The organism is Mycobacterium szulgai (assembly GCF_002116635.1).
Lineage (GTDB): Bacteria > Actinomycetota > Actinomycetes > Mycobacteriales > Mycobacteriaceae > Mycobacterium > Mycobacterium szulgai.
Genome location: NZ_LQPW01000176.1, coordinates 143,435 through 165,765, shown reverse-complemented (window position 1 = coordinate 165,765; position 22,331 = coordinate 143,435). Strand labels below are relative to the sequence as shown.

19 protein-coding genes, 1 tRNA gene and 3 pseudogenes are annotated in these 22,331 nt (G+C 66.3%); 9 read left to right on the top strand and 14 right to left on the bottom strand.

The window, feature by feature from the left end; genetic code table 11:
- The 4 genes and pseudogenes from ribA to ribH all read left to right on the top strand — a co-directional run.
- Nucleotides 1–756 (top strand): GTP cyclohydrolase II (gene ribA, locus AWC27_RS28900; protein WP_139837288.1); only part of this gene is annotated, 756 nt, incomplete at its 5' end.
- A 50-nt stretch (nt 757–806) separates the two neighbouring features.
- Nucleotides 807–880: pseudogene (locus tag AWC27_RS33410) on the top strand (hypothetical protein); the annotation flags it as partial.
- Nucleotides 881–974: 94 nt separating this feature from the next.
- Nucleotides 975–1,048: pseudogene (locus AWC27_RS33405) on the top strand (hypothetical protein); the annotation flags it as partial.
- 72 nt (nt 1,049–1,120) lie between these two features.
- Nucleotides 1,121–1,597 carry a 6,7-dimethyl-8-ribityllumazine synthase gene (gene ribH / locus AWC27_RS28895; RefSeq protein ID WP_085674236.1) on the top strand — a complete coding sequence of 159 codons (477 nt, stop codon included), beginning with the start codon at nt 1,121–1,123 and terminating at the stop codon, nt 1,595–1,597.
- An 82-nt stretch (nt 1,598–1,679) separates the two neighbouring features.
- Here ribH and AWC27_RS32950 read toward each other — a convergent pair whose 3' ends face one another.
- The 5 genes from AWC27_RS32950 to AWC27_RS28870 all read right to left on the bottom strand — a co-directional run bounded on the left by AWC27_RS32950 (nt 1,680) and on the right by AWC27_RS28870 (nt 9,963).
- Nucleotides 1,680–2,456: a PE family protein gene (locus AWC27_RS32950; protein ID WP_085674234.1), complete on the bottom strand. Its 777-nt coding sequence runs from the start codon at nt 2,454–2,456 to the stop codon at nt 1,680–1,682.
- Between the two features lie 99 nt (nt 2,457–2,555).
- Nucleotides 2,556–4,295 carry a CocE/NonD family hydrolase gene (locus tag AWC27_RS28885; protein ID WP_085674232.1) on the bottom strand — a complete coding sequence of 580 codons (1,740 nt, stop codon included), beginning with the start codon at nt 4,293–4,295 and terminating at the stop codon, nt 2,556–2,558.
- Between the two features lie 220 nt (nt 4,296–4,515).
- Nucleotides 4,516–6,120, bottom strand: coding sequence for a PE family protein (locus tag AWC27_RS28880; RefSeq protein ID WP_085674230.1), 1,605 nt, complete (start codon nt 6,118–6,120; stop codon nt 4,516–4,518).
- 10 nt (nt 6,121–6,130) lie between these two features.
- Nucleotides 6,131–7,960 (bottom strand): PPE family protein, encoded by a 1,830-nt coding sequence (locus AWC27_RS28875; RefSeq protein WP_085674228.1) that lies wholly within the window; start codon nt 7,958–7,960, stop codon nt 6,131–6,133.
- A gap of 26 nt (nt 7,961–7,986) precedes the next feature.
- Nucleotides 7,987–9,963, bottom strand: coding sequence for a PPE domain-containing protein (locus AWC27_RS28870; RefSeq protein ID WP_085674226.1), 1,977 nt, complete (start codon nt 9,961–9,963; stop codon nt 7,987–7,989).
- A 527-nt stretch (nt 9,964–10,490) separates the two neighbouring features.
- Between AWC27_RS28870 and AWC27_RS28865 the strand changes: the two genes are divergently transcribed.
- The 3 genes from AWC27_RS28865 (at nt 10,491) to AWC27_RS28855 (ending at nt 14,307) form a co-directional block, all read left to right on the top strand.
- Nucleotides 10,491–10,943, top strand: coding sequence for a MarR family winged helix-turn-helix transcriptional regulator (locus AWC27_RS28865; RefSeq protein WP_085674224.1), 453 nt, complete (start codon nt 10,491–10,493; stop codon nt 10,941–10,943).
- A gap of 188 nt (nt 10,944–11,131) precedes the next feature.
- Nucleotides 11,132–11,593 (top strand): MarR family winged helix-turn-helix transcriptional regulator, encoded by a 462-nt coding sequence (locus AWC27_RS28860; protein ID WP_085674222.1) that lies wholly within the window; start codon nt 11,132–11,134, stop codon nt 11,591–11,593.
- 173 nt (nt 11,594–11,766) lie between these two features.
- Nucleotides 11,767–14,307 (top strand): PE family protein, encoded by a 2,541-nt coding sequence (locus AWC27_RS28855; RefSeq protein ID WP_085674220.1) that lies wholly within the window; start codon nt 11,767–11,769, stop codon nt 14,305–14,307.
- Nucleotides 14,308–14,408: 101 nt separating this feature from the next.
- Here the strand turns inward: AWC27_RS28855 and AWC27_RS28850 are convergent.
- From AWC27_RS28850 to AWC27_RS28840, 3 genes are all read right to left on the bottom strand, one after another.
- A tRNA-Ser gene (locus AWC27_RS28850) sits at nt 14,409–14,498 on the bottom strand.
- A gap of 29 nt (nt 14,499–14,527) precedes the next feature.
- A complete protein-coding gene (locus AWC27_RS28845; protein WP_085674276.1) occupies nt 14,528–15,010 on the bottom strand; it encodes a nucleoside deaminase in 483 nt (160 codons plus the stop codon).
- A gap of 113 nt (nt 15,011–15,123) precedes the next feature.
- Nucleotides 15,124–15,654 carry a tRNA adenosine deaminase-associated protein gene (locus tag AWC27_RS28840; protein WP_085674218.1) on the bottom strand — a complete coding sequence of 177 codons (531 nt, stop codon included), beginning with the start codon at nt 15,652–15,654 and terminating at the stop codon, nt 15,124–15,126.
- Between the two features lie 48 nt (nt 15,655–15,702).
- Here AWC27_RS28840 and AWC27_RS28835 point away from each other — a divergent pair, with 48 nt between their 5' ends.
- A complete protein-coding gene (locus AWC27_RS28835) occupies nt 15,703–16,707 on the top strand; it encodes a prephenate dehydrogenase (protein ID WP_139837287.1) in 1,005 nt (334 codons plus the stop codon).
- On the opposite strand, the gene AWC27_RS28830 is transcribed toward AWC27_RS28835, so the two are convergent.
- From AWC27_RS28830 to AWC27_RS28810, 5 genes and pseudogenes are all read right to left on the bottom strand, one after another.
- Nucleotides 16,670–17,269 carry a putative glycolipid-binding domain-containing protein gene (locus tag AWC27_RS28830; RefSeq protein WP_139837286.1) on the bottom strand — a complete coding sequence of 200 codons (600 nt, stop codon included), beginning with the start codon at nt 17,267–17,269 and terminating at the stop codon, nt 16,670–16,672. The two genes, AWC27_RS28835 and AWC27_RS28830, sit on opposite strands and share 38 nt — an antisense overlap.
- A 4-nt stretch (nt 17,270–17,273) precedes the next feature.
- Nucleotides 17,274–18,021, bottom strand: a pseudogene (locus AWC27_RS28825) (ABC transporter permease).
- Nucleotides 18,018–18,710: an ABC transporter permease gene (locus AWC27_RS28820; protein WP_085674211.1), complete on the bottom strand. Its 693-nt coding sequence runs from the start codon at nt 18,708–18,710 to the stop codon at nt 18,018–18,020. The pseudogene AWC27_RS28825 and the gene AWC27_RS28820 overlap by 4 nt, the downstream one beginning before the upstream one ends.
- 3 nt (nt 18,711–18,713) lie before the next feature.
- Nucleotides 18,714–19,808, bottom strand: coding sequence for an ABC transporter ATP-binding protein (locus AWC27_RS28815; RefSeq protein WP_085674209.1), 1,095 nt, complete (start codon nt 19,806–19,808; stop codon nt 18,714–18,716).
- Nucleotides 19,809–19,816: 8 nt separating this feature from the next.
- Nucleotides 19,817–20,755, bottom strand: a complete 939-nt coding sequence (locus AWC27_RS28810) for an ABC transporter substrate-binding protein (RefSeq protein WP_085674207.1) — start codon at nt 20,753–20,755, stop codon at nt 19,817–19,819.
- A gap of 95 nt (nt 20,756–20,850) precedes the next feature.
- On the opposite strand from AWC27_RS28810, the gene AWC27_RS28805 reads away from it, so the two are divergent.
- On the top strand, nt 20,851–21,207 hold the full coding sequence (locus tag AWC27_RS28805; protein WP_085674205.1) for a LapA family protein: 357 nt from the start codon (nt 20,851–20,853) through the stop codon (nt 21,205–21,207).
- Here the strand turns inward: AWC27_RS28805 and AWC27_RS28800 are convergent, their stop codons facing one another.
- Nucleotides 21,208–22,257 carry a phosphotransferase family protein gene (locus AWC27_RS28800; RefSeq protein ID WP_085674203.1) on the bottom strand — a complete coding sequence of 350 codons (1,050 nt, stop codon included), beginning with the start codon at nt 22,255–22,257 and terminating at the stop codon, nt 21,208–21,210.
- Between the last annotated feature and the right edge of the window lie 74 nt (nt 22,258–22,331).

Genomic DNA, 22,331 nt, shown 5'->3' with positions numbered 1-22,331 from the left:
GACGAGGGGTCGATGGCCCAGACCGATGAGTTGCGGGTCTTTGCCGACGAGCACGGGCTGGCGATGATCACCATCGCCGATTTGATCTCCTGGCGGCGCAAGCACGAAAAGCACATCGTCCGCGTCGCCGAGGCGCGCATCCCGACGCTGCACGGAGACTTTCGCGCGATCGGCTACACCAGCATCTACGAAGACGTCGAGCACGTGGCGCTGGTGCGCGGCGACATTTCCGACGGCGCCGACGTGCTGGTGCGGGTGCACTCGGAGTGCCTGACCGGCGACGTGTTCGGGTCCCGGCGCTGTGACTGCGGGCCGCAGTTGGATGCCGCGATGGCGATGGTGGCGCGTGAGGGCCGCGGGGTGGTGCTCTACATGCGCGGTCATGAGGGCCGCGGCATCGGTCTGCTGCACAAGCTGCAGGCCTACCAGCTCCAAGACGCCGGGGACGACACTGTTGACGCCAACCTCAAGCTGGGCCTGCCCGCCGACGCCCGCGACTACGGGATCGGCGCCCAGATACTGGTCGACCTCGGAGTGCACTCGATGCGGCTACTGACCAACAACCCGGCCAAGCGGGTGGGTCTGGACGGCTACGGCCTGCAGATCACCGAGCGAGTGGCCCTGCCGGTGCGCGCCAACGCCGACAACATCCGGTACCTGATGACCAAGCGCGACCGGATGGGCCACGAGCTCACTGGTCTGGACGAGTTCCACGAGGCCGTGGCGATGCCGGGCGAACTGGGCGGTGCCATATGAGCGGGCGCACTGTGAGCGGTGGCGCACTGTGAGCGGTGGCGCCGGCGACGATGCAGAGCGCAGCGATGCTGAGGAGCGGCGCAAATGAGCGGTGGCGCCGGCGACGATGCAGAGCGCAGCGATGCTGAGGAGCGGCGCAAATGAGCGGTGGCGCCGGCGACGATGCAGAGCGCAGCGATGCTGAGGAGCGGCGCAAATGAGCGGTGGCGCCGGCGACGATGCAGAGCGCAGCGATGCTGAGGAGCGGCGCAAATGAGCGGTGGCGCCGGCGACGATGCAGAGCGCAGCGATGCTGAGGAGCGGCGCAAATGAGCGGTGGCGCCGGCGACGATGCAGAGCGCAGCGATGCTGAGGAGCGGCGCAAATGAGCGGTGGCGCCGGTGTGCCGGACTTCCCGGTGCTCGATGCTTCCGGTGTCCGGCTGGCCATTGTCGCCAGCACCTGGCACACCCAGATTTGCGATGCCCTGCTCGACGGTGCCCTCAAGGTAGCCGCCGACTCGGGCATCGGCAGCCCAACCGTGGTGCGTGTGCTGGGAGCCATCGAGATTCCAGTGGTGGTGCAGGAATTGGCCCGCAACCACGACGCCGTCGTCGCACTCGGCGTGGTGATCCGGGGCGAGACACCGCATTTCGACTACGTCTGCGACGCGGTGACCCAGGGGTTGACCCGGGTCTCCCTCGACGAGTCCACGCCGGTGGGCAACGGCGTACTGACCACCAACACCGAAGAGCAGGCGCTCAATCGCGCGGGGCTGCCCACGTCGGCTGAGGACAAGGGCGCCCAGGCAACCTCGGCGGCCCTGGCCACCGCGCTGACTCTGCGGGAGTTGCGGGCTTAGGCCGTCAGCGAGATTGCCGTGAGGGTCGCTATTGTGGCTCAACCACGACCATGGCGGCAATCTCGGCAACCTGACGGCTGACTTACAAGAACGCGCCACCCAAAAGCAGCAGCGCAAGCAGCACTTCGGGCCCATTTGCCTGCACGTTCGTAACGAGGCCGCCTACCTCCAACCCCAGCGGGAAGACTATCGGCGGATTCCCGGGTGTCGCCACGGTCACGGTTATCTGCTGTAGCGGAGCCAGCAGCCCGCCAAAGGGAATGTCGAGCGTGATTGCCTGCAGACCCGATATCGAACCCGGCAGCGGTATTGAGACCGTGTCTTGGCCGTATACGAACGCGTTACCGGCGATAGGGCCGGCATTGCCGAGTACCGCCATGGCCGCCGCCGAGTCCCCTGCCCGCACCGCGTTGACAAACGCTATCCCGCTCGGTTCCAGCGCGCGCGCCGCGACGACCACCGGGCCGGCCACGTCGAGCGGGAGTTCAAGCTGCTGCGCATTGGCGCCGGTCAGCAGAGACAGGAAGTCGCCGCCGAAGGACTGGAATATGTCGCCGGACGCAGCAGCAGCACCTGCGTTGGCAACTTCGGTGCGCAGATACGAACCCGCGCCGGCGTTCAGCAAGTTCGTGAACTCGGAATGAAAGGCGGCCGCCTGCGCATTGATCGCCTGAAATTCCTGGGCATGACTGGAAAACAGCGAGGCGATCGCCGCCGATACCTCGTCACCGCCAGCGGCCAGCAGCCCGGTAGTCGGCGCTGCGGCCGCCGCACCGGCGGCATTCAACGCCGAGCCGATGTTCTCCAATTGGCCGGCCGCTTGGCCGACAAAGTCCGGCACCACCGTCACATAGGACATAGTCTGCCTCCCTCGGCCGACAGCGATTCGGTGATGAGAAGCGTAACGGTGGGGCGACCCTTCGGTCCCGACTTCCGCAGAACTGCCCTGAGCTCCAGGTCAGCCGTCAGCCACGTCGACCGCCGCAGAATGCAAGACCGGAATCAGGAGCCGTGAGGACGAGCGGACCGTGTTTAGGCTGCTGGTTCCGACACTGGCATGCCGGAAGCTCATGATGGCCGGCACTGCCGGGTCTTGGTCATCGCTGGTGAGTACCAGTTGGATACGGTGACCCTGCTTGAAGCGTCTAGCGTTGGGTACCAACGGAATTCGGTACACCACGTCTTCGCCTATCGGAGCGGCCTGCGGGTAGCGGCACGGCAATACCGGTGCGCCTGGACGGCTGGCGGCTTCGTCGACTTCACGCATGCTGGCCCGCAACCAGCCGGCGGTCACGTCGGTGGTCTCCCCATCGGGTGCCACGTCGCGCAAAGTCGCCATCCAGGCGGTGTCGATCGCGGTCGCCGAAGCCACCAGCTGCAGCTCGATATCCCCGACGATGTCGGTGTCCTCGGTCAGCGGTGCGCTGGTCCATGTCAACAGGGGCGGCAGGTCGATTACGTTGCGCTTGTCGCGCCCCCACCCGGTTCCCAACATCACGAATTCGCGACTGCCAGGCTGACCTTCGTCGAGGCTCAGGGTTCCATCGGCCCGCAGGGCGTACTGCTGATGCGGCGCATCCGAGGGCGGCCAGGACTCGGCGGTACACCACTTGTCGGCGCCGGGCAAGAAGTAGCGGATCGGCGGTCCCTCGAGGATCCCAGTATCTTTGCCCTTGAGCCAGTGGTCATACCAGGCCAGCGCTTCGATGTGCATGCTTTCCCAGGGCCAGGTAAGTCCGAACTTGTCGAGCATGCCCATGCGCACACACGCGTTGTCCGACAATCCCTTCCACGTGCGAAAGGTCGAGGGCAGATGCAATGGCACATTCTCCCAGTCGCAGCCCAGATACACCGGAATGTCGACTTCCTTCAGCAAGGGCAACAGGTTTCGCTGCTCCCACCACTCGTCGCGGTTGGGATGGTTCACGACGAAGTCCAGCCACAGCTCGTCCCAGGGATGCGGGTTGTGGGGTAGCCGCAGCATCTGGCGCAGCATGGTGACCGCAGCCTCGCCGTTCGAGGTCTCGAACTTCTTGTGTATCCGTGGAATGTTGAGCACCCGCCGTGCCAGCCCAATCAGCTTGCCGCGCAGCATTTTATTGCTGCGCTCGGCGGCCAGGCCCAGCATCGCCAGGAATGGGGTGACGAACGACGCACTCAGCAGACCGTGGTGGTTGGCGAACTCGTAAAGATCTGCGGTCAGGGCAAGGGGGAAGATCGCCTTGAGGTGCGGCGGTCGCTCGACGGCCGCTTCGAGCTGGGTCATCGCGAAGTAGCTGATGCCGATCATGCCTACGTTGCCGTCGCACCACGGCTGCGCGGCCACCCACTCCACCAGGTCATAGACGTCTTGGCGCTCCTGACCGTCGAAGAAGTTGAACGTCCCGCCGGATCCGTTGGTGCCGCGCAGGTTAGCGATGACATGCACATAGCCGCGTGGCACCCAGAAGTTCGTCACGCCGGCCTCGATGAGGCCGGCCGGGGCGCCGAGGTCCTGGATCTGGCGCGGGTATGGCGATGCCGCCAGCAGTGCCGGGAATCGGCCCTGCTGGTCGGGTCGATGAACATCGGCCAAAAGCCTTGTGCCGTCGCGCATTTCGATCGGGATGTCGATATCGCTGCGCAACCCGTATTGCGGCTCGCTGAGGTTGCGGTATTGACGTCCGGTGGTCTGCGGACCATTGAGCTGTTTTTTCATTTCGCCGCGATTCAGACGCTATGGCCGGCTAGCCCATTGGGTTCGGTCTAAGCCCGTCCTGCCCAGGTACGGGCGGCGGCGGGATCTTTGCTGCGCAGCCGGTGGGCATCAACAGCAGAGCAGCGGCCAGTATCGCGGCCAATACTCGGACTGACCGGTTGTTATTTGTACTCATCGACGCAACCTTTCTATTCGTTGATGGAGAACCCGTGCGGCGGTCCTATGGCGACCCATGTCCCCCGCTGTGACCGAACACGCTGCCACCCGTCCCGCCGGCGCCACCCGCTCCACCGGAGTCACCGGGCCCACCGTCGCCGCCGTTGCCGATCAGCCGGGCGGCGCCGCCGTCACCGCCGGGAGCGGGCGCAGTAGTAGAACTTGCGCTGACGCCCGCGGCGCCACCCGTACCGCCGTCGCCGATCAGCGCGGCGGTACCGCCATGACCGCCGGCGCCGCCGGCGTAGCCGGCGGTCGCCCCCACGCCCCCAGTACCGCCGGCGCCGCCGGCCCCGCCATTGCCGAACAGTTGAGCGGCGTTGCCGCCATTCCCGCCATTGCCGCCATGGAACGCGCCAAAGCCGACGCCGCCGGTACCTCCGGTTCCGCCATTGCCGATCAGCCCGACGGCGTTGCCACCATTGCCGCCGTTGCCGTAGCCGGCGAATTTCATCTCCACGGCGTTGCCGCCGTTGCCACCGTTGCCGATCAGCATCCCGCCGTTGCCGCCGTTGCCGCCGTTGCCAAAGGCGTCGAAGCCGCCGTTGCCACCGTTGCCCCACAACCCCGCATCGCCACCGGCGCCGCCTTTACTGCCAATGCGGCCGAACTCGTTGGCACCCCCGTCCCCACCATCGCCGAACAGCAGCCCGCCGTGGCCGCCTTTTCCGCCGGTGTTGTAGATGCTGCCGGCGGAATTGCCGCCGTGACCGCCGTGACCGATCAGCCCGCCATTGCCGCCATTGCCGCCGTCGCTGAAGCCGTTGAACCCACCGTCGCCGCCGTTGCCGATGCCGCGCGCGTCGCCACCGGTGCTGCCCGTTTCGGCACCGAGCAGGTTGTTGCCGCCGTGGCCGCCGTTGCCGACGATCAGCCCGCCGACGCCGCCGTTTCCGGCGACCCCCTGCGGGCCGAGATTGCTGGTCCCGCCGGCACCCCCGGCACCGCCGTTACCGAACAGGCCAACTGCATTGCCGCCCGCTCCGCCGGACCCGCCGGGCTCGGCGTTCATGCCGGTGCCGACTCCGCCGATGCCGCCGTTGCCGCCATTGCCCAGAAGCAGGCCGCCGGCGCCACCCGGTCCGCCGGCCGTCCCGGTGGCGCCGGGCCCGCCGACCCCACCGTTACCGCCGTTGCCGATCAATCCGGCGGCTCCGCCGGCACCACCAGCCTGTCCGGGTAGCCCGTTGCCTCCATTGCCGCCGTTGCCGTAAAAGAGTCCGCCGGCTTTGCCCGGCTGTCCCGGCGCTCCATTGGCGCCGTTGCCGATCAATGGACGCCCCAACCACGCCTGGGTGGGCGCATTGACGACATCAAGCAGCTCCTGGCCCACCGCCTCGGCGCTCGCATACGCACCGCCAGCCGCCGTCAACGACTGCACAAACTGGTCATGAAACGCTGTGGCTTGCGCGCTCATAGCCTGATACGCCTGGGCGTGAGCCCCAAACAACGTCGCGATGGCCGCCGACACCTCATCGGCGCCGGCCGCCAGCACACCCGTGGTCGGGGCAGCCGCGGCCGCTCCGGCCGCGTTGATCGCCGATCCGATACGCGCGAAATCCGTTGCCGCCGAGCCTAATACCTCCGGGTTTGTGATCACGAACGACATCGCACACCCGCTAGTTGAAGAAACCGGATTGGTTGGTCCCGGTATTGAAGGCTCCCGAGTCGTTGTCGCCCGAGTTGCCCACCCCCGAGGTCTCGGTGAAGTTGGCGTTGACGGACGAGTTTGCGATGCCGACGCCGAAGTTGCCGGTGTTGTTGATGCCTGTGTCAAAGTTGCCGGTGTTGTTGAAACCCGCGACGACGCCTCTGCCGATCGACGTGTTATGGAAGCCCGAGACCACTCCTGGATAGCCATCGCTGATGTTGAAGAACCCAGAGGAAATATTGGCGCCCGAGTTATAGAAGCCCGAACTACCACTGACCGTGTTGCCAAACCCCGAGCTGGTGACACCGGGTGGGGTGATCGAGCTGCCAATGCCGGTGTTCAGGTCTCCCGCGTTGAAAAGCCCGGTGTTGGTGGCCCCCGAATTGAAGGAACCCGTGTTCACGCTGCCTGAGTTGAACCAGCCGGTGTTGGTGCCTAGCCCGCCGGGAGATCCACCCGCATTGAAACTTCCGGTGTTGACAAAGCCTGCGTTCCCGATCCCCATGTTGCTCGAACCCGCATCGCCGATGCCCATGTTCTGGTTACCCGAGTTCCCGAAACCGAAGTTCTCGTATCCCGAATTGCCGAAGCCCGTGGTGACGGTGGCCGCGTTCCAGAACCCCGTGTTGCCGTTGCCGGAGTTGGCAAAGCCGGTGTTGTTGGAACCCGAGTTGCCGAAGCCCACGTTGTTGTTGCCGGAGTTAAAGAAGCCGATATTGTGGCTACCGGAATTGCCGAAGCCAATGTTGTCAGTTCCCGAATTCAGGGCGCCGATACCAACCTGGTTGTTGCCGTTGAGGCCGAACCCGATGTTGTTGCTGCCGTGGTTGCCGAAGCCCAGGTTGTTGGTGCCGAGGTTGCCAAAACCGACGTTGGCGTTGCCGGTGTTTCCGAAACCCAAGTTGAAATTGCCCAGGTTCCCGCTGCCGAAATTCGAACCCCCGGTGTTTCCGCTGCCCAGATTTCCGCTCGACAGATTCCCAAAGCCAAGGTTTCCATTGCCGAAGTTTCCGCTGCCCAGGTTGATGGTTCCGTTGTTGCCCCAGCCGAAGTTGATGCTGCCAAAGTTGCCGCTACCCAGGTTTGCGAAGCCGAAGTTCCCGCTGCCCAGGTTCGCGTTGCCATTGTTTCCGCTGCCCAGGTTGACGCTGCCGGTATTGCCGCTGCCGAGATTGAACTCACCGGTGTTCCCGCCGCCCAGGTTGTAGTTGCCGACATTCCCCAGACCGGTGTTAAGTGGCGGGAGATTGACCAGCTTCGTTGCAGCCGTTGCTGCCGCAGCCGATATCTGCTGCCATGGCGTCAGCTGCGCCGCCACCTCCGAGGCACCAAGGTGGTATCCCACCATCGCCACAACGTCTTGCGCCCACATCTCTTCGTAGGCACCTTCTGCGGCCGCAATCGCCGGCGCATTCTGGCCGAAAAGATTCGAAAACACCAACTGCACAAACGCATTCCGATTGGCCGCCACCATAAGCGGGTGAACGGTCACAGCGCGTGCGGCCTCAAACGCCCCGGCCACCGCCTTCGCTTGCCCGGCTGCCCCCGCAGCTTGATTCGCCGCGGCACTTAGCCACCCCGCATATGGCACCGCGGCAGCTGACATCGCCGCCGCCGCCGAACCTTGCCACGCTTGACCCACCAACGCCGAAGTAAGGGCCGCAAAGGAATCCGCCGCCGAACTCAGCTCCCCAGCAAGCCCCGACCAAGCCGTCGCCGCCGCCCACATCGGCGCCGACCCCGGACCGGAAAATATCCGCAACGAATTGATCTCCGGCGGTAGTACCGAGTAGTTCATCGTGTGTCCTTTCTTGCGCGCTCGACTCAACGGCCGAAGAAACCCGAGCGTCCCGTCCCTGTGTTGAAGCCACCCGAATTGAAGCCGCCGGTGTTACCGATGCCAGAGTTGAAGCCGCCGCTGCCTGAATTGAAGAAGCCGGAACTCTCGGTGCCGTCTCCGAAGATGAAGAAACCCGTGTTGGCGCCGCCGCTGCTCGAGTTGAACCAGCCGGTATTGCCGCGGCCCTCGCCCCCGTTGCCAACACCGGTGTTCTTGAAGCCGTTTCCTGAATTCTCAATGCCCGTGGTCTGGCCGCCGCTAGCCGAGTTCAATAGGCCGACGTTATGGTCACCGCCGGTGTTCCCAAACCCCGAATCGCCATTGCCAGTGTTGTAGAAGCCGGAGCTGCCGCTACCCGTGTTGCCGTAACCCGAACTCGACACTGATTGGGTGACCGAACTGCCCAATCCGGTATTGAGACCACCCGAGTTGAACCCGCCGGTGTTGCTAGCCCCGGAGTTACCGAAGCCGGTATTGGTATTGCCCGCGTTGAAGTATCCCGAGTTATAGAAGCCCGAGTTGAAGGAGCCGAAATTTTCCCTGCCGGAGTTGAAGTCGCCCGCGTTATAAACGCCGGAGTTGAAGTTTCCCGAGTTGAACTCGCCCGCGTTGCCCCAGCCGAAGTTGTTGACTCCCCCATTGCCGAAGCCGACATTCTCGCCATTAGCGGGCAGCGCGTCCCAGCCTGCGTTTCCGATGCCGGTATCGCCACCGCCGGAGTTCCAGATGCCGGTGGCGACATGACCTGAGTTCGCGATACCGGTCGCGCTGACGCCGGAGTTACCGATACCGAAGTTCCCGCTGCCCGAGTTGAAGAAACCGATGTTGCCAGTCCCCGAATTGCCGAAGCCGATATTGCCGCTGCCGGAGTTCAGGTGGCCGAATCCGACTTGGTTGTCGCCAGTGAGGCCGATACCGATGTTGTTGTTGCCGGAGTTTCCGAAGCCGATGTTATGGCTGCCCGTGTTCCCCCACCCCCAGTTGCCGCTACCGTTATTTCCGGTACCGAGGTTCTGGTTACCGGTGTTGCCGGATCCCACATTGCCAGTGCCATTGTTTCCGCTACCAAAATTCTGGCTGCCGATATTCCCGAGGCCAATATTTCCATTGCCGGCAGTGTGTTCGAGCCCCGCATTCCCAAACCCGATGTTGTAGTTGCCTAGGTTTCCACTGCCGATGTTGAAGTTGGACTTCACGCCGAACACCAGGTTGCCATTACCGCTACCCAAATTCGTGCTGCCGAAGTTTCCGCTGCCCAGATTTGCATTGCCGGTATTTCCATTGCCCAGATTGGCGTTCCCGTGGTTGCCGCTGCCCAGGTTTTCGTCGCCGGCGTTGCCGCTACCAAGGTTGGCGTTGCCGATATTGCCGCTGCCCAGATTGCCGTCACCGATATTCCCTATGCCCAGACTGGCGGCGAGGCTGGACAGGCTTGGCAACTGGTGCAGCGATTGCGGCCACGACCGCAATTGCGTGGCCGCCGCCGACACCCCGGCGTGATAGCCCGACATGACGGCCACATCCTGAGCCCACATCTGCTCGTAGTGGGCCTCCGCGGCTGCTATCGCCGGGGCATTTTGACCGAACAGATTCGAAACCACCAAGGACACCAAGTCATTACGGTTGGCCGCGACGAGGATCGGCCGCACCACTGCCGCCTGGGCGTTGTCGAACGCATCGGCCACCGCTCGAGCCTGGCCAGCTGCCGTCGCGGCCTGGTCGGCGACTGCGCTCAACCAACCCGCATACGGCGCGGCCACCCGGGCCATCGCGTCCGATGCCGGACCTTGCCAGAATTGGCCGGCAAGACCCGAGACCACGGAGCCGAAAGAGTCTGCAGCCGAGCCTAATTCGGCGGCCAGGCCGTCCCATGCAGCTGCGGCGGCCAGCATCGGTGTCGACCCTGCGCCCGCGAACATCCGCGAAGAATTCACCTCCGGCGGCAATACCGAGAAATTCATCGCCGCGCTCCCTTCCTAACCGCGCCACTGAGGTTGGCCGTCGAACTGGCCGGTTGGTCACTACAGGCCGCGGGGCACGTCCCCGGACTTACGAGCTACTCAGCTAGCTAATCAGTGCTTAGCTTGCTAACTATATTCACAGGCGCGGTGCGATGGCAAGAGGTGCCGGGGAATACCGGCGGCATCGGGCAAACTGGGTCGGCTACGTGCAACGAGGAAAGCCGTCGCCGGCGGCCTGCCTGAACACTTCGATTCGATTGGCGCCAAGGCGCGCAGTCCGGGGTAATGGACCGAGCCCCGCGACTAGTGGTTCCCCGTCGCCCCCGCCCCGCAGTGACCGGGAGCCGGCTATCTCGGGTCGCGTCAGCCGAACGCTCTTCGTTAGTCGCGCGGGGACGGCTTCAAGAACCCACTAGCTAGAATCAATTTCAGTGCTGAGCTTGCTAGTCGAAAAGCGCACCACGGAAAGCCGCAGGTAATAAGCGGTTCATTGCTTAGCTTGCTAAGTGTTACATACGGAGGCGCTTATGGCAACGACCCCGGATGAGCACTCGGCAGCCGCGATCGATTGCCTCGGCCGCCGCCTCACCCTGGCCGCCCGCAATGCACGCCAGATCCTCGATTCCCATCTAGCCAGAGCCGGCACGACCTACGCCGGCTGGTCAGTCCTTGCCACCCTGCACCAGCAAGGACCACTCATGCAGCGCGAACTTGCCCAACGCCTCGACATCGAAGGCCCCACCCTCACCCGCCAACTAGAACGACTGGAACGCCAAGGCGTGGTCGCTCGCCGGCGGGTGGACTCCGATCGCCGCGTGGCACTGGTCGAGCTCACCCCAAGCGGACAAACCATGGTCAGCCAACTGCAAGAAGTTGTCGCCGTCGCAGCCAAAGAGGTTGGCTCGGGATTGACCACAGAACAACTGCAGCAATTGGGCGCGCTCCTCGACCAGGTCACCGCCCGACGCTCGTTTCCCTAAACGGGTGGCGTCCCTGCCGACTTCCCGCCGTATCCCATCAGCTCATTATTTAGTAAGCTAAGCAATGAACTGCTCGGCACCGCGGTGCGCGTCGCGGAAGGAACCAAGATGTCAGACCTGGTGGACGCGTCTAACCCCGCCATTTCGCCCCGCCCCCCGACTAACCCGTCGCCACTATGTAGCCAGCAATGAACGAGTTGTGGCGGCAGCAGGTGCAAACCCCGGATGCGGAGACGGCATTCGTCGTCGATTGCTTTGGCCGCCGCCTCACCCTGGCCGCCCGCAATGCACGCCAAACCCTCGATTCCCATCTAGCCAGAGCCGGCACGACCTACGCCGGCTGGTCAGTCCTTGCCACCCTCCACCAGCAAGGACCACTCATGCAGCGCGAACTTGCCCAACGCCTCGACATCGAAGGCCCCACCCTCACCCGCCAACTAGAACGACTGGAACGCCAAGGCCTGGTCACCCGCCGGCGAGTTGACTCCGATCGCCGCGTGGCACTGGTCGAGCTCACCCCAAGCGGACAAGCCATGGTCAGCCAACTGCAAGAAGTTGTCGCCGTCGCAGCCAAAGAGGTTGGCGCCGGGTTGACCACAGAACAACTGCAGGAACTCGGTTCGCTACTTGACCTGATCACCGCGCGATGACGCCCTAACGCTCCCAACCCAGGCACCCCTTCCGGAACGCGTATCTCCGTCATATGCTTAGCAAGCTAATCACTGATTAGCATGCTCATTATTAAATGGCGAGGCCAGTGTTCGACCCGCGGCGAGAGGCGGGTGCGACGTCACTTTGTTCAGACATCACGGAAGGAAGCACGATGTCGTTTTTGCAGGTAGCACCAGAGATAGTGAATGCGGCGGCCGGTGATTTGGCCCGTATCGGCTCCACCCTGAGTACGGCCAACGCGGCGGCAGCTACCCCGACGACTGGGATGCTCGCCGCCGCCGAAGATGAAATATCGGCGGTGATTGCCGCGCTGTTCTCCCAACATGCCCAGGGTTACCAAGCGATCAGTGCGCAGACAACGCAGTTTCATGCCCATTTCACGAGAGCCCTCGCCGCTGCCGCGGGCTCCTATGCCACGGCCGATGCCGCAGCCGCCGCACCACTGCAAACCCTGCAAGTGCTCCAACAAGATGCGCTCAACGCGATCAACGCCTCGAGCGTGGCCCTGACGACGCGTCCGCTGATCGGCAACGGCGCCAACGGCGCCCCGGGAACCGGCCACAACGGCTCCCCCGGCGGGTGGTTGATCGGCGACGGCGGGGCCGGTGGATCCGGGGCACCGGGCCAGAACGGCGGGGCCGGCGGCGCCGCCGGGTTGTTCGGTAGTGGCGGCGCCGGAGGCGCCGGTGGGGCCGTACCGACCGGCACCGCCGGAGCCGGTGGCGCGGGCGGCGCCGGCGGATGGCTACTCGGCAGCGGCGGAGTCGGCGGCGCCGGGGGCGCGTCGCTGGGCGTCCTCGGGACCGGTGGAGTCGGCGGGACAGGTGGCGCCGGCGGGCTGTTGGGCGCCGGCGGCAACGGCGGGTCAGGCGGTATTGGCCCCACGTCCGGCGGGGTGGGCGGCGCCGGCGGAACAGGCGGGTTACTCGGCGGATTCGTCGGAGCCGGCGGCGGCAACGGTGGCGCCGGAGGTACGAGCCAGCAGTTGGGGGGTGCCGGTGGAACCGGCGGTAACGGCGGAATGTTCGCAGGCACGGCTGGTTCGGGCGGGACTGGCGGCGTCTCGATGTCAGGCGGTGGTGGCGCCGGCGGAACCGGGGGCAACGCCGGCTTCTTGTTTGGGCAGGGCGGCGTCGGCGGGGAGGGCGGATACGGTGGTAGCACCGCTGGACACGGCGGTGCTGGTGGCAACGCCGGACTGTTGCTCTCCAACGGCGGCGACGGCGGCGTCGGCGGATCGAGCATGTCGGGCGCCGGCGGAACGGGCGGAACCGGCGGCAACGCCGGACTACTCGGTGGTGGCGGAATCGGCGGGGTCGGCGGGGTCAGCGGGGCCACTACCGGCGGGATGGGCGGCGACGGCGGTAAAGGCGGCCTGCTGTTCGGTGGCGGTGGCGCCGGCGGCGCCGGCGGGCAGGGCGCTACGACCGGCGGTAACGGCGGCAACGGCGGCGCATCCGTGCTGATCGGCGACGGGGGCTCCGGCGGCAACGGCGGGGTCGGCCCCACCTCGGCAAGTAACGGCAGCAACGGCATCGACGGGCCAGGCGGGCTGCTGAAGAACCAGGCCGTGCTGGACGCGATCAACGCACCCTTCAAGGATCTGACCGGACGCCCGCTGGTCGGCAATGGCGCCAACGGGGCACCGGGAACCGGGCAAGACGGTGGGCCCGCCGGGTGGTTGTTCGGCAACGGCGGCGCCGGCGGGTCCGGCGGGCCGGATCAAAACGGTGGTGCCGGCGGGGCAGGCGCAATCATCGGCACCGGCGGCGCCGGCGGTGCAGGGTGGAGTTCATCGACCGGCAACGCCGGGGCCGGCGGGGCCGGCGGACCCGGTGGGTTGCTGGCTGGCACCGGCGGGGTGGGCGGTCCCGGAGGGTTCGCATCTGGCGGCGGGAACGGCGGGCACGGAGGTGCCGGCGGACCCGGCGGCCTGTTGACCGGCGGCGGGCCCGGAGGGCCCGGTGGCGGCACCACTCTTGGCCTCGCAAGCGTGGGCGGCAACGGCGGGACGGGCGGGACCGGTGGGCTGCTCGGGGCGTTGGTCGGCGCCGGCGGCGGCAACGGCGGAGCCGGCGGGATCGGCGTCGCCCAAGGTGGCACCGGCGGTAGCGGCGGCAACGCCGGCATGCTCGCCGGTCCCGGCGGCGCCGGGGGCATTGGTGGGGCCACCACCGTAGGGCCGATTGGTGCTTCGGGCGGCGCCGGCGGCAACGCCGGCCTGTTGTTCGGCGCTGGCGGCGCCGGTGGCGACGGCGGCTACTCCTTCGATGGGACCGGCGGCGCCGGGGGCAACGGTGGCCACGCTGGCGCGGCGTTCTCCGGTGGCGGCGTCGGCGGGACCGGAGGAATAGGCGCCGTTGGCGGTGGGGGTGCCGGCGGCATGGGCGGTGACGCCAATCTGCTCGGAGTCGGCGGGATCGGCGGGGCCGGCGGGCTCAGCGTCACCGGCACGGGCGGGGAGGGTGGAACAGGTGGCAAGTCTGGCCAGTTGGGCAATGGCGGAGCCGGCGGAGCCGGCGGCCAAGGCGGATTTGCGGGCGGGGCCGGTGGCAATGGCGGCAACGCAGTGCTGATCGGCGACGGCGGCAACGGCGGCAACGGCGGCAACGGCGGTTCTAAAGCCGGCGCTGGAATCGGTGGCACAGGTGGACTGCTGCTGGGACGAAACGGCGAGAACGGGTTGACCTAGCGGCTCCTCGTGCCGGCCGTCGCCAAGATTGCCGTGAGGGTCGCGATTCGGGGCCCACCCACGACCATGGCGGCAATTTCGGCGCCCAAAGCCGCGAAAATTGGCGGTGGCGGAGGGATTTGAACCCTCGGACGGTGTTAGCCGTCACACGCTTTCGAGGCGTGCTCCTTAGGCCGCTCGGACACGCCACCGCCGAGCAGCTTACCGAACCAATGGCCCGTCACCCCAATCGCTGGCGGGCGAAGAACTCCTCCAGCGGCGCGGCGCACTGAGCAGCCAGGACGCCGCCCCTGACTTCAGGGCGATGGTTGAGCCGACGATCGCGGACGACATCCCACAGCGAGCCCACCGCCCCGGTCTTGGGTTCCCACGCCCCGAACACCAGACGCCCAATTCTGGCCAGCACCAGCGCACCAGCGCACATCGTGCACGGCTCGACGGTTACGGCCAGCGTGGCGCCTTCGAGTCGCCAACCGTCGCCCAGCACGCGGGCCGCGGCACGCAATGCCAGGATCTCCGCGTGCGCGGTGGGATCGCCGAGGGCCTCGCGGGCGTTCACCGCTCGGGCCAGTTCGGTGCCGTCGGCCCCGACGATTACCGCGCCGATCGGCACATCGCGCGCCCCGGCCGTCAATGCCACCGCCAACGCGGCACGAATCAGCTCTTCGTCACCCGCTTTGCCCGGCTCCGCCGCGCTTGCGATCACCGCTGGGTCCTGATGGCGGCGACCCGCTGCGCCCGGCTCCGCCGCGCTTGCGATCACCGCTGGGTCCTGATGGCGGCGACCCGCTGCGCCCGGCTGCGCCGCGCTTGCGATCACCGCCCGAGGCGGTCGATCACGGCCGACAGCTGCTCGGCAAAGCCCATCTCCCGGGCGATGCGGCCGAGTTGCTCGTCGGCGTAGAGGTCGGACTCGTCGAGGATGACTCCCAGCACCGCCTCGGACAGCCCGATGTCGGACAGCAAGCCCAGATCCCCCTCTTCGAAGGGATCGGAATCCTCAAGGTCATCGGGATCGATTTCGGCGTCCAGATTGTCCAGAACTTCGGCCGCGATGTCGTAGTCCAGCGCGGCCGTGGCATCCGAGAGCAACAGCCGGGTCCCCGACGGCGCCGGGCGCACGATGACGAAGAACTCGTCGTCAACGTCGAGGAGGCCGAAGACCGCGCCAGAGCTGCGCAGCTCACGCAACTCCGTCTCGGCGGCAGAAAGGCTGGTGAGCGCCTTGGGACCCATCGGGGAACACCGCCATCGGCCGTCTTCACGCACGACCGCTACTCCGAAACCGTCCGGCGTGTCCACCGACGGCCCCGACGCGGCCCCTGCGGATGGGCGTTGTGCTCCCATGGGCGCCTACGGTAGTCCCCACCAGGTCGCTTTACCAGACGAGCGGAAATCCGCACCCACCGGAACCGGCCGAACTGTGCCAACCTTAAGACTGTGACGGGGAGACCGGTGTGTGTGCTGGGACTGGGACTCATCGGCGGCTCGATAATGCGGGCCCTGGCCCCGACCGGTCGTGAGGTCTTCGGCTACAACCGGTCGGTGGAGGGCGCCCAGGGCGCCCGGGCTGACGGCTTCGACGCCAGCACCGACCTGAACGAAACGTTGAAGCGAGCCGCCGATACCGAAGCGCTGATTGTGCTGGCCGTCCCGATGCCGGCCCTGGCGAACATGCTGGCCCACATCCACGAAACGGCTCCCCACTGTCCCCTGACCGACGTCACCAGCGTCAAAAGCGCCGTCCTCGGCGAGGTCACCATGGCCGGTCTGCAGACTCGCTTCGTGGGGGGACACCCGATGACGGGCACGGCCCACTCGGGTTGGGCGGCCGGACACGGCGGACTGTTCAACCGGGCGCCTTGGGTCATCAGCGTGGACGACCACGTCGACCCCGCAGTGTGGTCGATGGTGATGACGCTGGCCCTGGACTGCGGGGCAATGGTGGTGCCGGCCAAATCCGACGAGCACGACGCCGCCGCGGCCGCGATTTCGCATCTGCCGCATCTGCTCGCCGAGGCCCTGGCGGTCACCGCCGCGGAGGTGCCGTTGGCTTTCGCCCTGGCCGCAGGCTCATTCCGGGACGCCACCCGGGTCGCGGGCACCGCCCCGGACCTGGTCCGGGCGATGTGCGAAGGCAACTCGGTCCAGCTGCAGCCCGTCACCGACCGGGTGATCGATCTATTGACCCGGGCCCGGGGTTCACTGGCCCGCAACGGCTCGGTAGCCGATCTCGTCGACGAAGGCCACGCCGCACGCACGCGTTATGAAAGCTTCCCGCGCTACGACATCGTCACCGTCGTCATCGGCGCGCCGAACTGGCGCGAACAGCTGGCGGCCGCCGGCCGGGCGGGCGGCGTGATCAGATCAGCTCTGCCAAACCTGGATAGTCCACGATGAATCCGTCGGCGTCGACGGTGACGATTGTGTTGGCGACCGGCGACCGCAGCTTGATCGCATCGAGCCGACCTTCGCTGGTATAGCTCACCGTATCGGCGACGACCGACATGTCGGGCACATTCACATAGACCACCGGCAGCGTGATCGATTCGGCTCGTTCGTGTAACCCGAGGCGGCGGATCGGCAAAGCGTTGAAGAACGGGCTGAACACCACATCGATGTCCAGCGCACCGTTGTAGCCGGCCCGCCGTTCGCCCTGGTGGTCAGTGACCAACCACATGTTTTCCTCGTCGCGGGCAATCGCGAGCTGGCGTTCGCGCTCGGCCATCGTGACGGTCAACCCGAATCGCTTGGTGGCCCCGGTCTCGTCGGTCTGTACTTCATAGAAGGCGCCGAACGGCGGGTTGCTGTCGGTGGCCGCCGCCACGATGCGGCCAGTGGCCCTGATTTTCTTGCCGGACAGGTGGATTCGTACCGATTCCATGCGGGAGATGTCCTGCGCACGCCAGGTTAACATCGCAGGCCACATGCGTGGAGTCGGATCAGAAGAGGCTGCGTTCACACGTCTACCGTAGGACGTGTCCATCACCCGCGGCAGGTTTGTCGCTAACTGCTGCGTCAATTGGCCGAGTGAGACATCCAGCGCGGTTTGCTGAGCCGCCCGGTGCCAGGCACCGAAGCCCACACCGCTGATGCCAGCAGGCCATCGAGCATCAGCGCCAATGCGGCCACCATCAGCGCGCCGACCAGCGCGATGTGAAATTCGCGCTCCTTGATCCCGTCGATCAAATAGCGGCCCAGGCCACCGAGGCTGGCGTAGGCGGCGACGGTCGCGGTGGCCACCACTTGCAGCGTCGCGCTGCGTAATCCGCCCAGGATCAGCGGCAGCGCGTTGGGTACTTCGACGCGCATCAGCACCTGCGGCTCGGTCATGCCCATCGCGCGGGCGGCGTCGACCACACCGGGATCGACATTTGCTACGCCCGAGTAAGCACCGGCCAGCAGCGGCGGCACGCCCAACAGCATCAGCGCCACTATCGGCGGTCCCAAGCCCAATCCGTAGATCAGCACCCCGAGCAGCAGCACGCCCAGCGTGGGTAGTGCGCGCAGTCCGTTGACCGCCGTCACCACCATCAGTTGGCCTCGACCGGTATGCCCGATGAGCAGCCCGACCGGGACCGCGATCAACGCCGACGCCGCGACCGCCAGCGCGGTGTACTCCAGGTGCTCTGCAACGCGGGCCGTCAGACCGGCCGGGCCGGCCCAATTGCTCGCGGTGGACAAGTAGGACAGTGCCTGTCCGATGAAGTTCATCGCGCTCCCCCGGCTATCGGGGCAGCAACGTGGCGGCGACGACGTCTGGGTCGGCGCCTGGCGTGTTCCCACGGCGTGGCCAGCCAGCCGCCCAGCACGATCAGCACATCGATGACGACCGCCAGCACGAACATCGCGATGATGCCGGCCACGATCTGGTCGCTCTTGTTCATCTGGTAGCCCGCGGTGAACCAGGTACCCAGGCCGCCGATACCGATCACCGAACCCACCGAGACCATCGCGATATTGGTCACCACCACCACCCGCAATCCGGCTACCAACACCGGAATCGCCAGTGGCAGCTCGACTTTCAGCATTCGGCCGACCCGTCCGTAGCCGACCGCGATGGCCGCGTCACGCACCTGCCGTGGCACCGCGTCAAGCGCCTCCAGCACGGTGCGCACCAGCAGCGCGGTGGTGTAGGCCGCCAGCGCGACGATGACGTTGGCCTCGTCGAGGATCCGGGTCTTGATGATCAGCGGCAGGACCACGAACAGAGCCAGCGACGGGATGGTGAACACGATGCTGGCCGTCGCCGTCGTCAACCGCCGAAGGATCGGAGCGCGCTGCACCAACACACCCAGCGGCACCGCGATCACCAGCCCGATCAGCACCGGGATCAGGGCCAGGCGCAGATGGACCACGGTCAGTGCCCAGGCCGAGCCGAGATGCGTGATCAAGTAGTGCACGTCTCAGCCCTGCCGTCGGCCGTTGACGGCGGCCAGCACATCGGCCGCCAGTACGCCACCGATCACCTTGCCGTCGCCGTCGACGGCGACACCGACCGCCGACGGCGACGACAACGCGGCATCCAGGGCCTGGCTGAGGTTCCCGTTCGGGCGAAACACCGAGCCAACAACGGTCATGCTCTGCGACAACGCCGCGCCACGCTGGTGGCGGCGCAGGCCCTCGGCGTCGATCCAGCCCAGCGGCTCGCCCCCGGCGTCGATCACCAGCGCCCAGCCGCCGCTGAGTTGTGCCGTGCCAAGACTGTCGACGAAGATGCGCTCGATGTCGTGCACCGTCAGACCGGCCCCGTCGATGAGTTGCAGCCACCGATAGCCGCGCCCGAGGCCGATGAACTTGGATACGAATTCGTTGGCCGGACGCGAGAGCAGTTGAGTCGGTTTGCCGTACTGCTGCAGCCGGCCGCCCGGTGCGAACACCGCCACCAAGTCGGCGAGCTTGAATGCCTCGTCGATGTCGTGCGTGACGAAAACGATGGTCTTATGCAGTTCGCTTTGCAGCCTGAGGATTTCGTTCTGCAGCTCGTGACGGACCACTGGGTCGATGGCCGAAAACGGCTCGTCCATCAGCAAGATCGGGGGGTCGGCGGCCAGCGCGCGGGCCACGCCGACGCGTTGTTGTTCGCCGCCGGAAAGTTGCGCGGGATAGCGGGTGGCGACCTTGGGATCGAGCCCGACCCGCTCGAGCACCTCATAGGCGGCTTTGCGGGCGGCGCGGCGTGATTCGCCCCGCAGTACCGGTACCGTCGCGACGTTGTCGATCGCCCGTTGATGCGGCATCAGTCCCGCATTCTGGATGACGTATCCGATGCCGAGGCGCAATTGCACCGGGTTGACACCGGCCACGTCGATTCCGTCGACGGTGATGGTGCCGGAGGTCGGCTCGACCATCCGGTTGATCATGCGCAGCGCGGTCGTCTTACCGCAGCCAGAGGGCCCGACGAACACCGTCAACATGCCGTTGGGCACTTCCAGGCTCAATCGGTCCACCGCTGTGGTGCCGTCGGGGTACACCTTGGCGACATCGTCGAAGCTGATCACCGCGGCGCCTACTGCTGAATGGGTCGGTCGAAGCCGTTGTCCCGCACCCATTTTCGGGCGGCTTCATCGGGGTCGACGCCGCCGTTGCCCGACACCGCGGCGTTGAGTTCGGCCAGACCGGCGGTGGTGAGCTTTGCCGATACCGCATCCAACACATCTTTAAGACGGTCCGACTTCTTCTGAGAGTTCACCAGCGGCACGATGTTGCCGGCCAGAAAGTTGTGTTCGGGATCATCGAGCACCACCAGACGGTTCTGTGGGATGGCCGCCGAAGTGCTGAAGATGTTGGCGGCGGTGACCGTTCCGTCCACCAGCGCTCGCACGGTGACCGCGCCGCCGCCGTCGTTGATTGTCACGAAGTTAGCGGCGCCCACCTCAAGTCCGTACTTCTGCCGCAGGCCGGGCAGCCCGGACGGCCGGGTCGTGAACGCCGACGGTGCGGCGAACCGCACCTCCGCGGAATGAGCCGCCAGGTCGGCGATGGTTCGCAGATTCCACATGGCGGCGGTCGCGGCGGTGACGGTGACGGTGTCGGTGTCAGAAGCCGGCGACGGCGTCAGGATTGACAAGTCGCCGGGCAGTTTCTTGTAGAGCTCCAATTCGACCGCGTCGAGCAAGGTCGCCTTGGAGTCGGGCTCAAAGTACAGCAGCAGATTTCCGATGTATTCCGGAACCAGGTCGATGGAATGGTCTTTGAGCGCCGGGATGTAGGTTTCGCGGCTGCCGATGCCCATCCGCCGTCCTACGTCGAACCCGTTGGCCTGCAGAGCCTGTGCGTAGATTTCAGCGACGATCTGCGATTCGGGGAAGTCGCCCGATCCGACCACGATGGATTTGACGTTCCCTGTTGCCGATCCGAGCGGATCGGCACTCCCGCACGCCGCAAGCAGGCACGCCGCAGCGAAAGACCCAGCCGCGGCGAGTACCGTGCGCCGCGGCATCCCCATGCCGTCGACAGTATCGGCAGAATGGCCGAGACGCGCCCGCAAGTTTCCCGCGTGGTTCGGTTTGAATCCGTGCGGGATGGGACAAAGATGGCACTATGACCGGCACTCCCCCTGGCCCACCCGCTCAGCCACCCCCGGCGCCGCCCCGGCCCACCGGTCCTCGCTCCCGCGCGACGAAGGATTCGGCGTCGAAGTTCACTCGCGCCGGTGCGCTGTGGTCGGCCCTGATCGCCGGATTCCTGATCTTGATCCTGCTGCTGATCTTCATCGCGCAGAACACCGCGTCGACGCCGTTCGCTTTCCTCGGCTGGCGCTGGAGCCTGCCCCTTGGGGTCGCCATCTTGCTGGCGGCAGTGTGCGGCGGGCTGCTGACGGTGGCCGTCGGCACCGCACGCATTGTTCAACTGCGCCGCGCGGCCAAGAAGAACCTGGCAGCCACGGCGCCGCATTAGCTAAGAGACCGGCTTGGCGATCTCGGCGAGCCCACGGGAGATCAACGGCGCCACGACTTCGGGCTCGGTGTCATAGTCGTCTTTCCCGTCGGCCTGCAACTCCATGCGGCGGCGGAAGTCAATGCCGGCGGCGATGATGGCGAGCTTGAAATAAGCCAGCGCCATGTAGAACTCCCAGTGCCCCAGCGAATGTCCGGAGACCAGGGAGTAGCGGTCCGCCAGCTCGTCGGCGTTGGGCAACAGCGGCGAGGTCCAGGCCGCCTGCGCGTTAACGATCAGGTCCAGCGCGGGGTCGCGGTACACGCACATCAGGGCCGCGTCGGACAGCGGATCTCCCAGCGTGGAGAGCTCCCAGTCCACGACCGCGCGCACCTTCGTCGGGTCATCGGCGTCCAGGATCGTGTTATCGATCCGGTAGTCGCCGTGCACGATGGAGGTGCGACTCTGTTGCGGAATGGCTTGCTGCAGAGCCGAATGCAGCCGGGCGACGTCGGCGTCGCGGTGATCGTCGGGCAGTCGCACCAGCTCCCATTGTGAACCCCACCGCCGCACCTGGCGTTCCAGGTAGCCGCTGGGTTTGCCGAAGTCGCCCAGCCCGACGGCATTCGGGTCGATGCCGTGCAAGTCGACGAGGACGCGGATCAACGAGTTGACGCAGCCGTCGATGGCTGAGCGACTGAAGGCTTCGAGTTGGGCGCGCCGGCGCACCACTTGCCCGGCGACGAATTCGACGATTTGAAACGGTGCACCCAGTACGGAGACGTCGTCGCACAGGGCGATCGTGCGCGCGACCGGCACAGGGGTGTCCTGCAGCGCGGCCACCACCTTGTATTCGCGCGCCATATCGTGGGCCGACGGTGTGAGCCCGTGCAGCGGCGGACGCCGCACCAACCAGCTGGTGGTGTCGTCGTAGACACGGAAGGTCAGGTTCGAGCGGCCGCCGGAGATGAGCTCGCCGCGTAGCTCGCCGTCGCGCTCGAGGCCCAGCGAACGCAGGTACCGGTCCAGTGCGGGCAGGTCGAGCCCGTTGAGTCGGTCAGTCGAGGTCACCGAACTTGTTTACCACCGCCGACTTTCTACCAGCGCTTCAGGCGCGCAAAGGGGCAGGTGCGGTTGTGTCACAT

What these genes read in the sequence shown, in the direction of transcription:
- ribH (WP_085674236.1), top strand. Translation starts at nt 1,121, where the DNA reads ATGAGCGGTGGCGCCGGTGTGCCGGACTTCCCGGTGCTCGATGCTTCC.
- AWC27_RS32950 (WP_085674234.1), bottom strand. Translation starts at nt 2,456, where the DNA reads ATGTCCTATGTGACGGTGGTGCCGGACTTTGTCGGCCAAGCGGCCGGC.
- AWC27_RS28885 (WP_085674232.1), bottom strand. Translation starts at nt 4,295, where the DNA reads ATGAAAAAACAGCTCAATGGTCCGCAGACCACCGGACGTCAATACCGC.
- AWC27_RS28880 (WP_085674230.1), bottom strand. Translation starts at nt 6,120, where the DNA reads ATGTCGTTCGTGATCACAAACCCGGAGGTATTAGGCTCGGCGGCAACG.
- AWC27_RS28875 (WP_085674228.1), bottom strand. Translation starts at nt 7,960, where the DNA reads ATGAACTACTCGGTACTACCGCCGGAGATCAATTCGTTGCGGATATTT.
- AWC27_RS28870 (WP_085674226.1), bottom strand. Translation starts at nt 9,963, where the DNA reads ATGAATTTCTCGGTATTGCCGCCGGAGGTGAATTCTTCGCGGATGTTC.
- AWC27_RS28865 (WP_085674224.1), top strand. Translation starts at nt 10,491, where the DNA reads ATGGCAACGACCCCGGATGAGCACTCGGCAGCCGCGATCGATTGCCTC.
- AWC27_RS28860 (WP_085674222.1), top strand. Translation starts at nt 11,132, where the DNA reads ATGAACGAGTTGTGGCGGCAGCAGGTGCAAACCCCGGATGCGGAGACG.
- AWC27_RS28855 (WP_085674220.1), top strand. Translation starts at nt 11,767, where the DNA reads ATGTCGTTTTTGCAGGTAGCACCAGAGATAGTGAATGCGGCGGCCGGT.
- AWC27_RS28840 (WP_085674218.1), bottom strand. Translation starts at nt 15,654, where the DNA reads ATGGGAGCACAACGCCCATCCGCAGGGGCCGCGTCGGGGCCGTCGGTG.
- AWC27_RS28810 (WP_085674207.1), bottom strand. Translation starts at nt 20,755, where the DNA reads ATGGGGATGCCGCGGCGCACGGTACTCGCCGCGGCTGGGTCTTTCGCT.
- AWC27_RS28805 (WP_085674205.1), top strand. Translation starts at nt 20,851, where the DNA reads ATGACCGGCACTCCCCCTGGCCCACCCGCTCAGCCACCCCCGGCGCCG.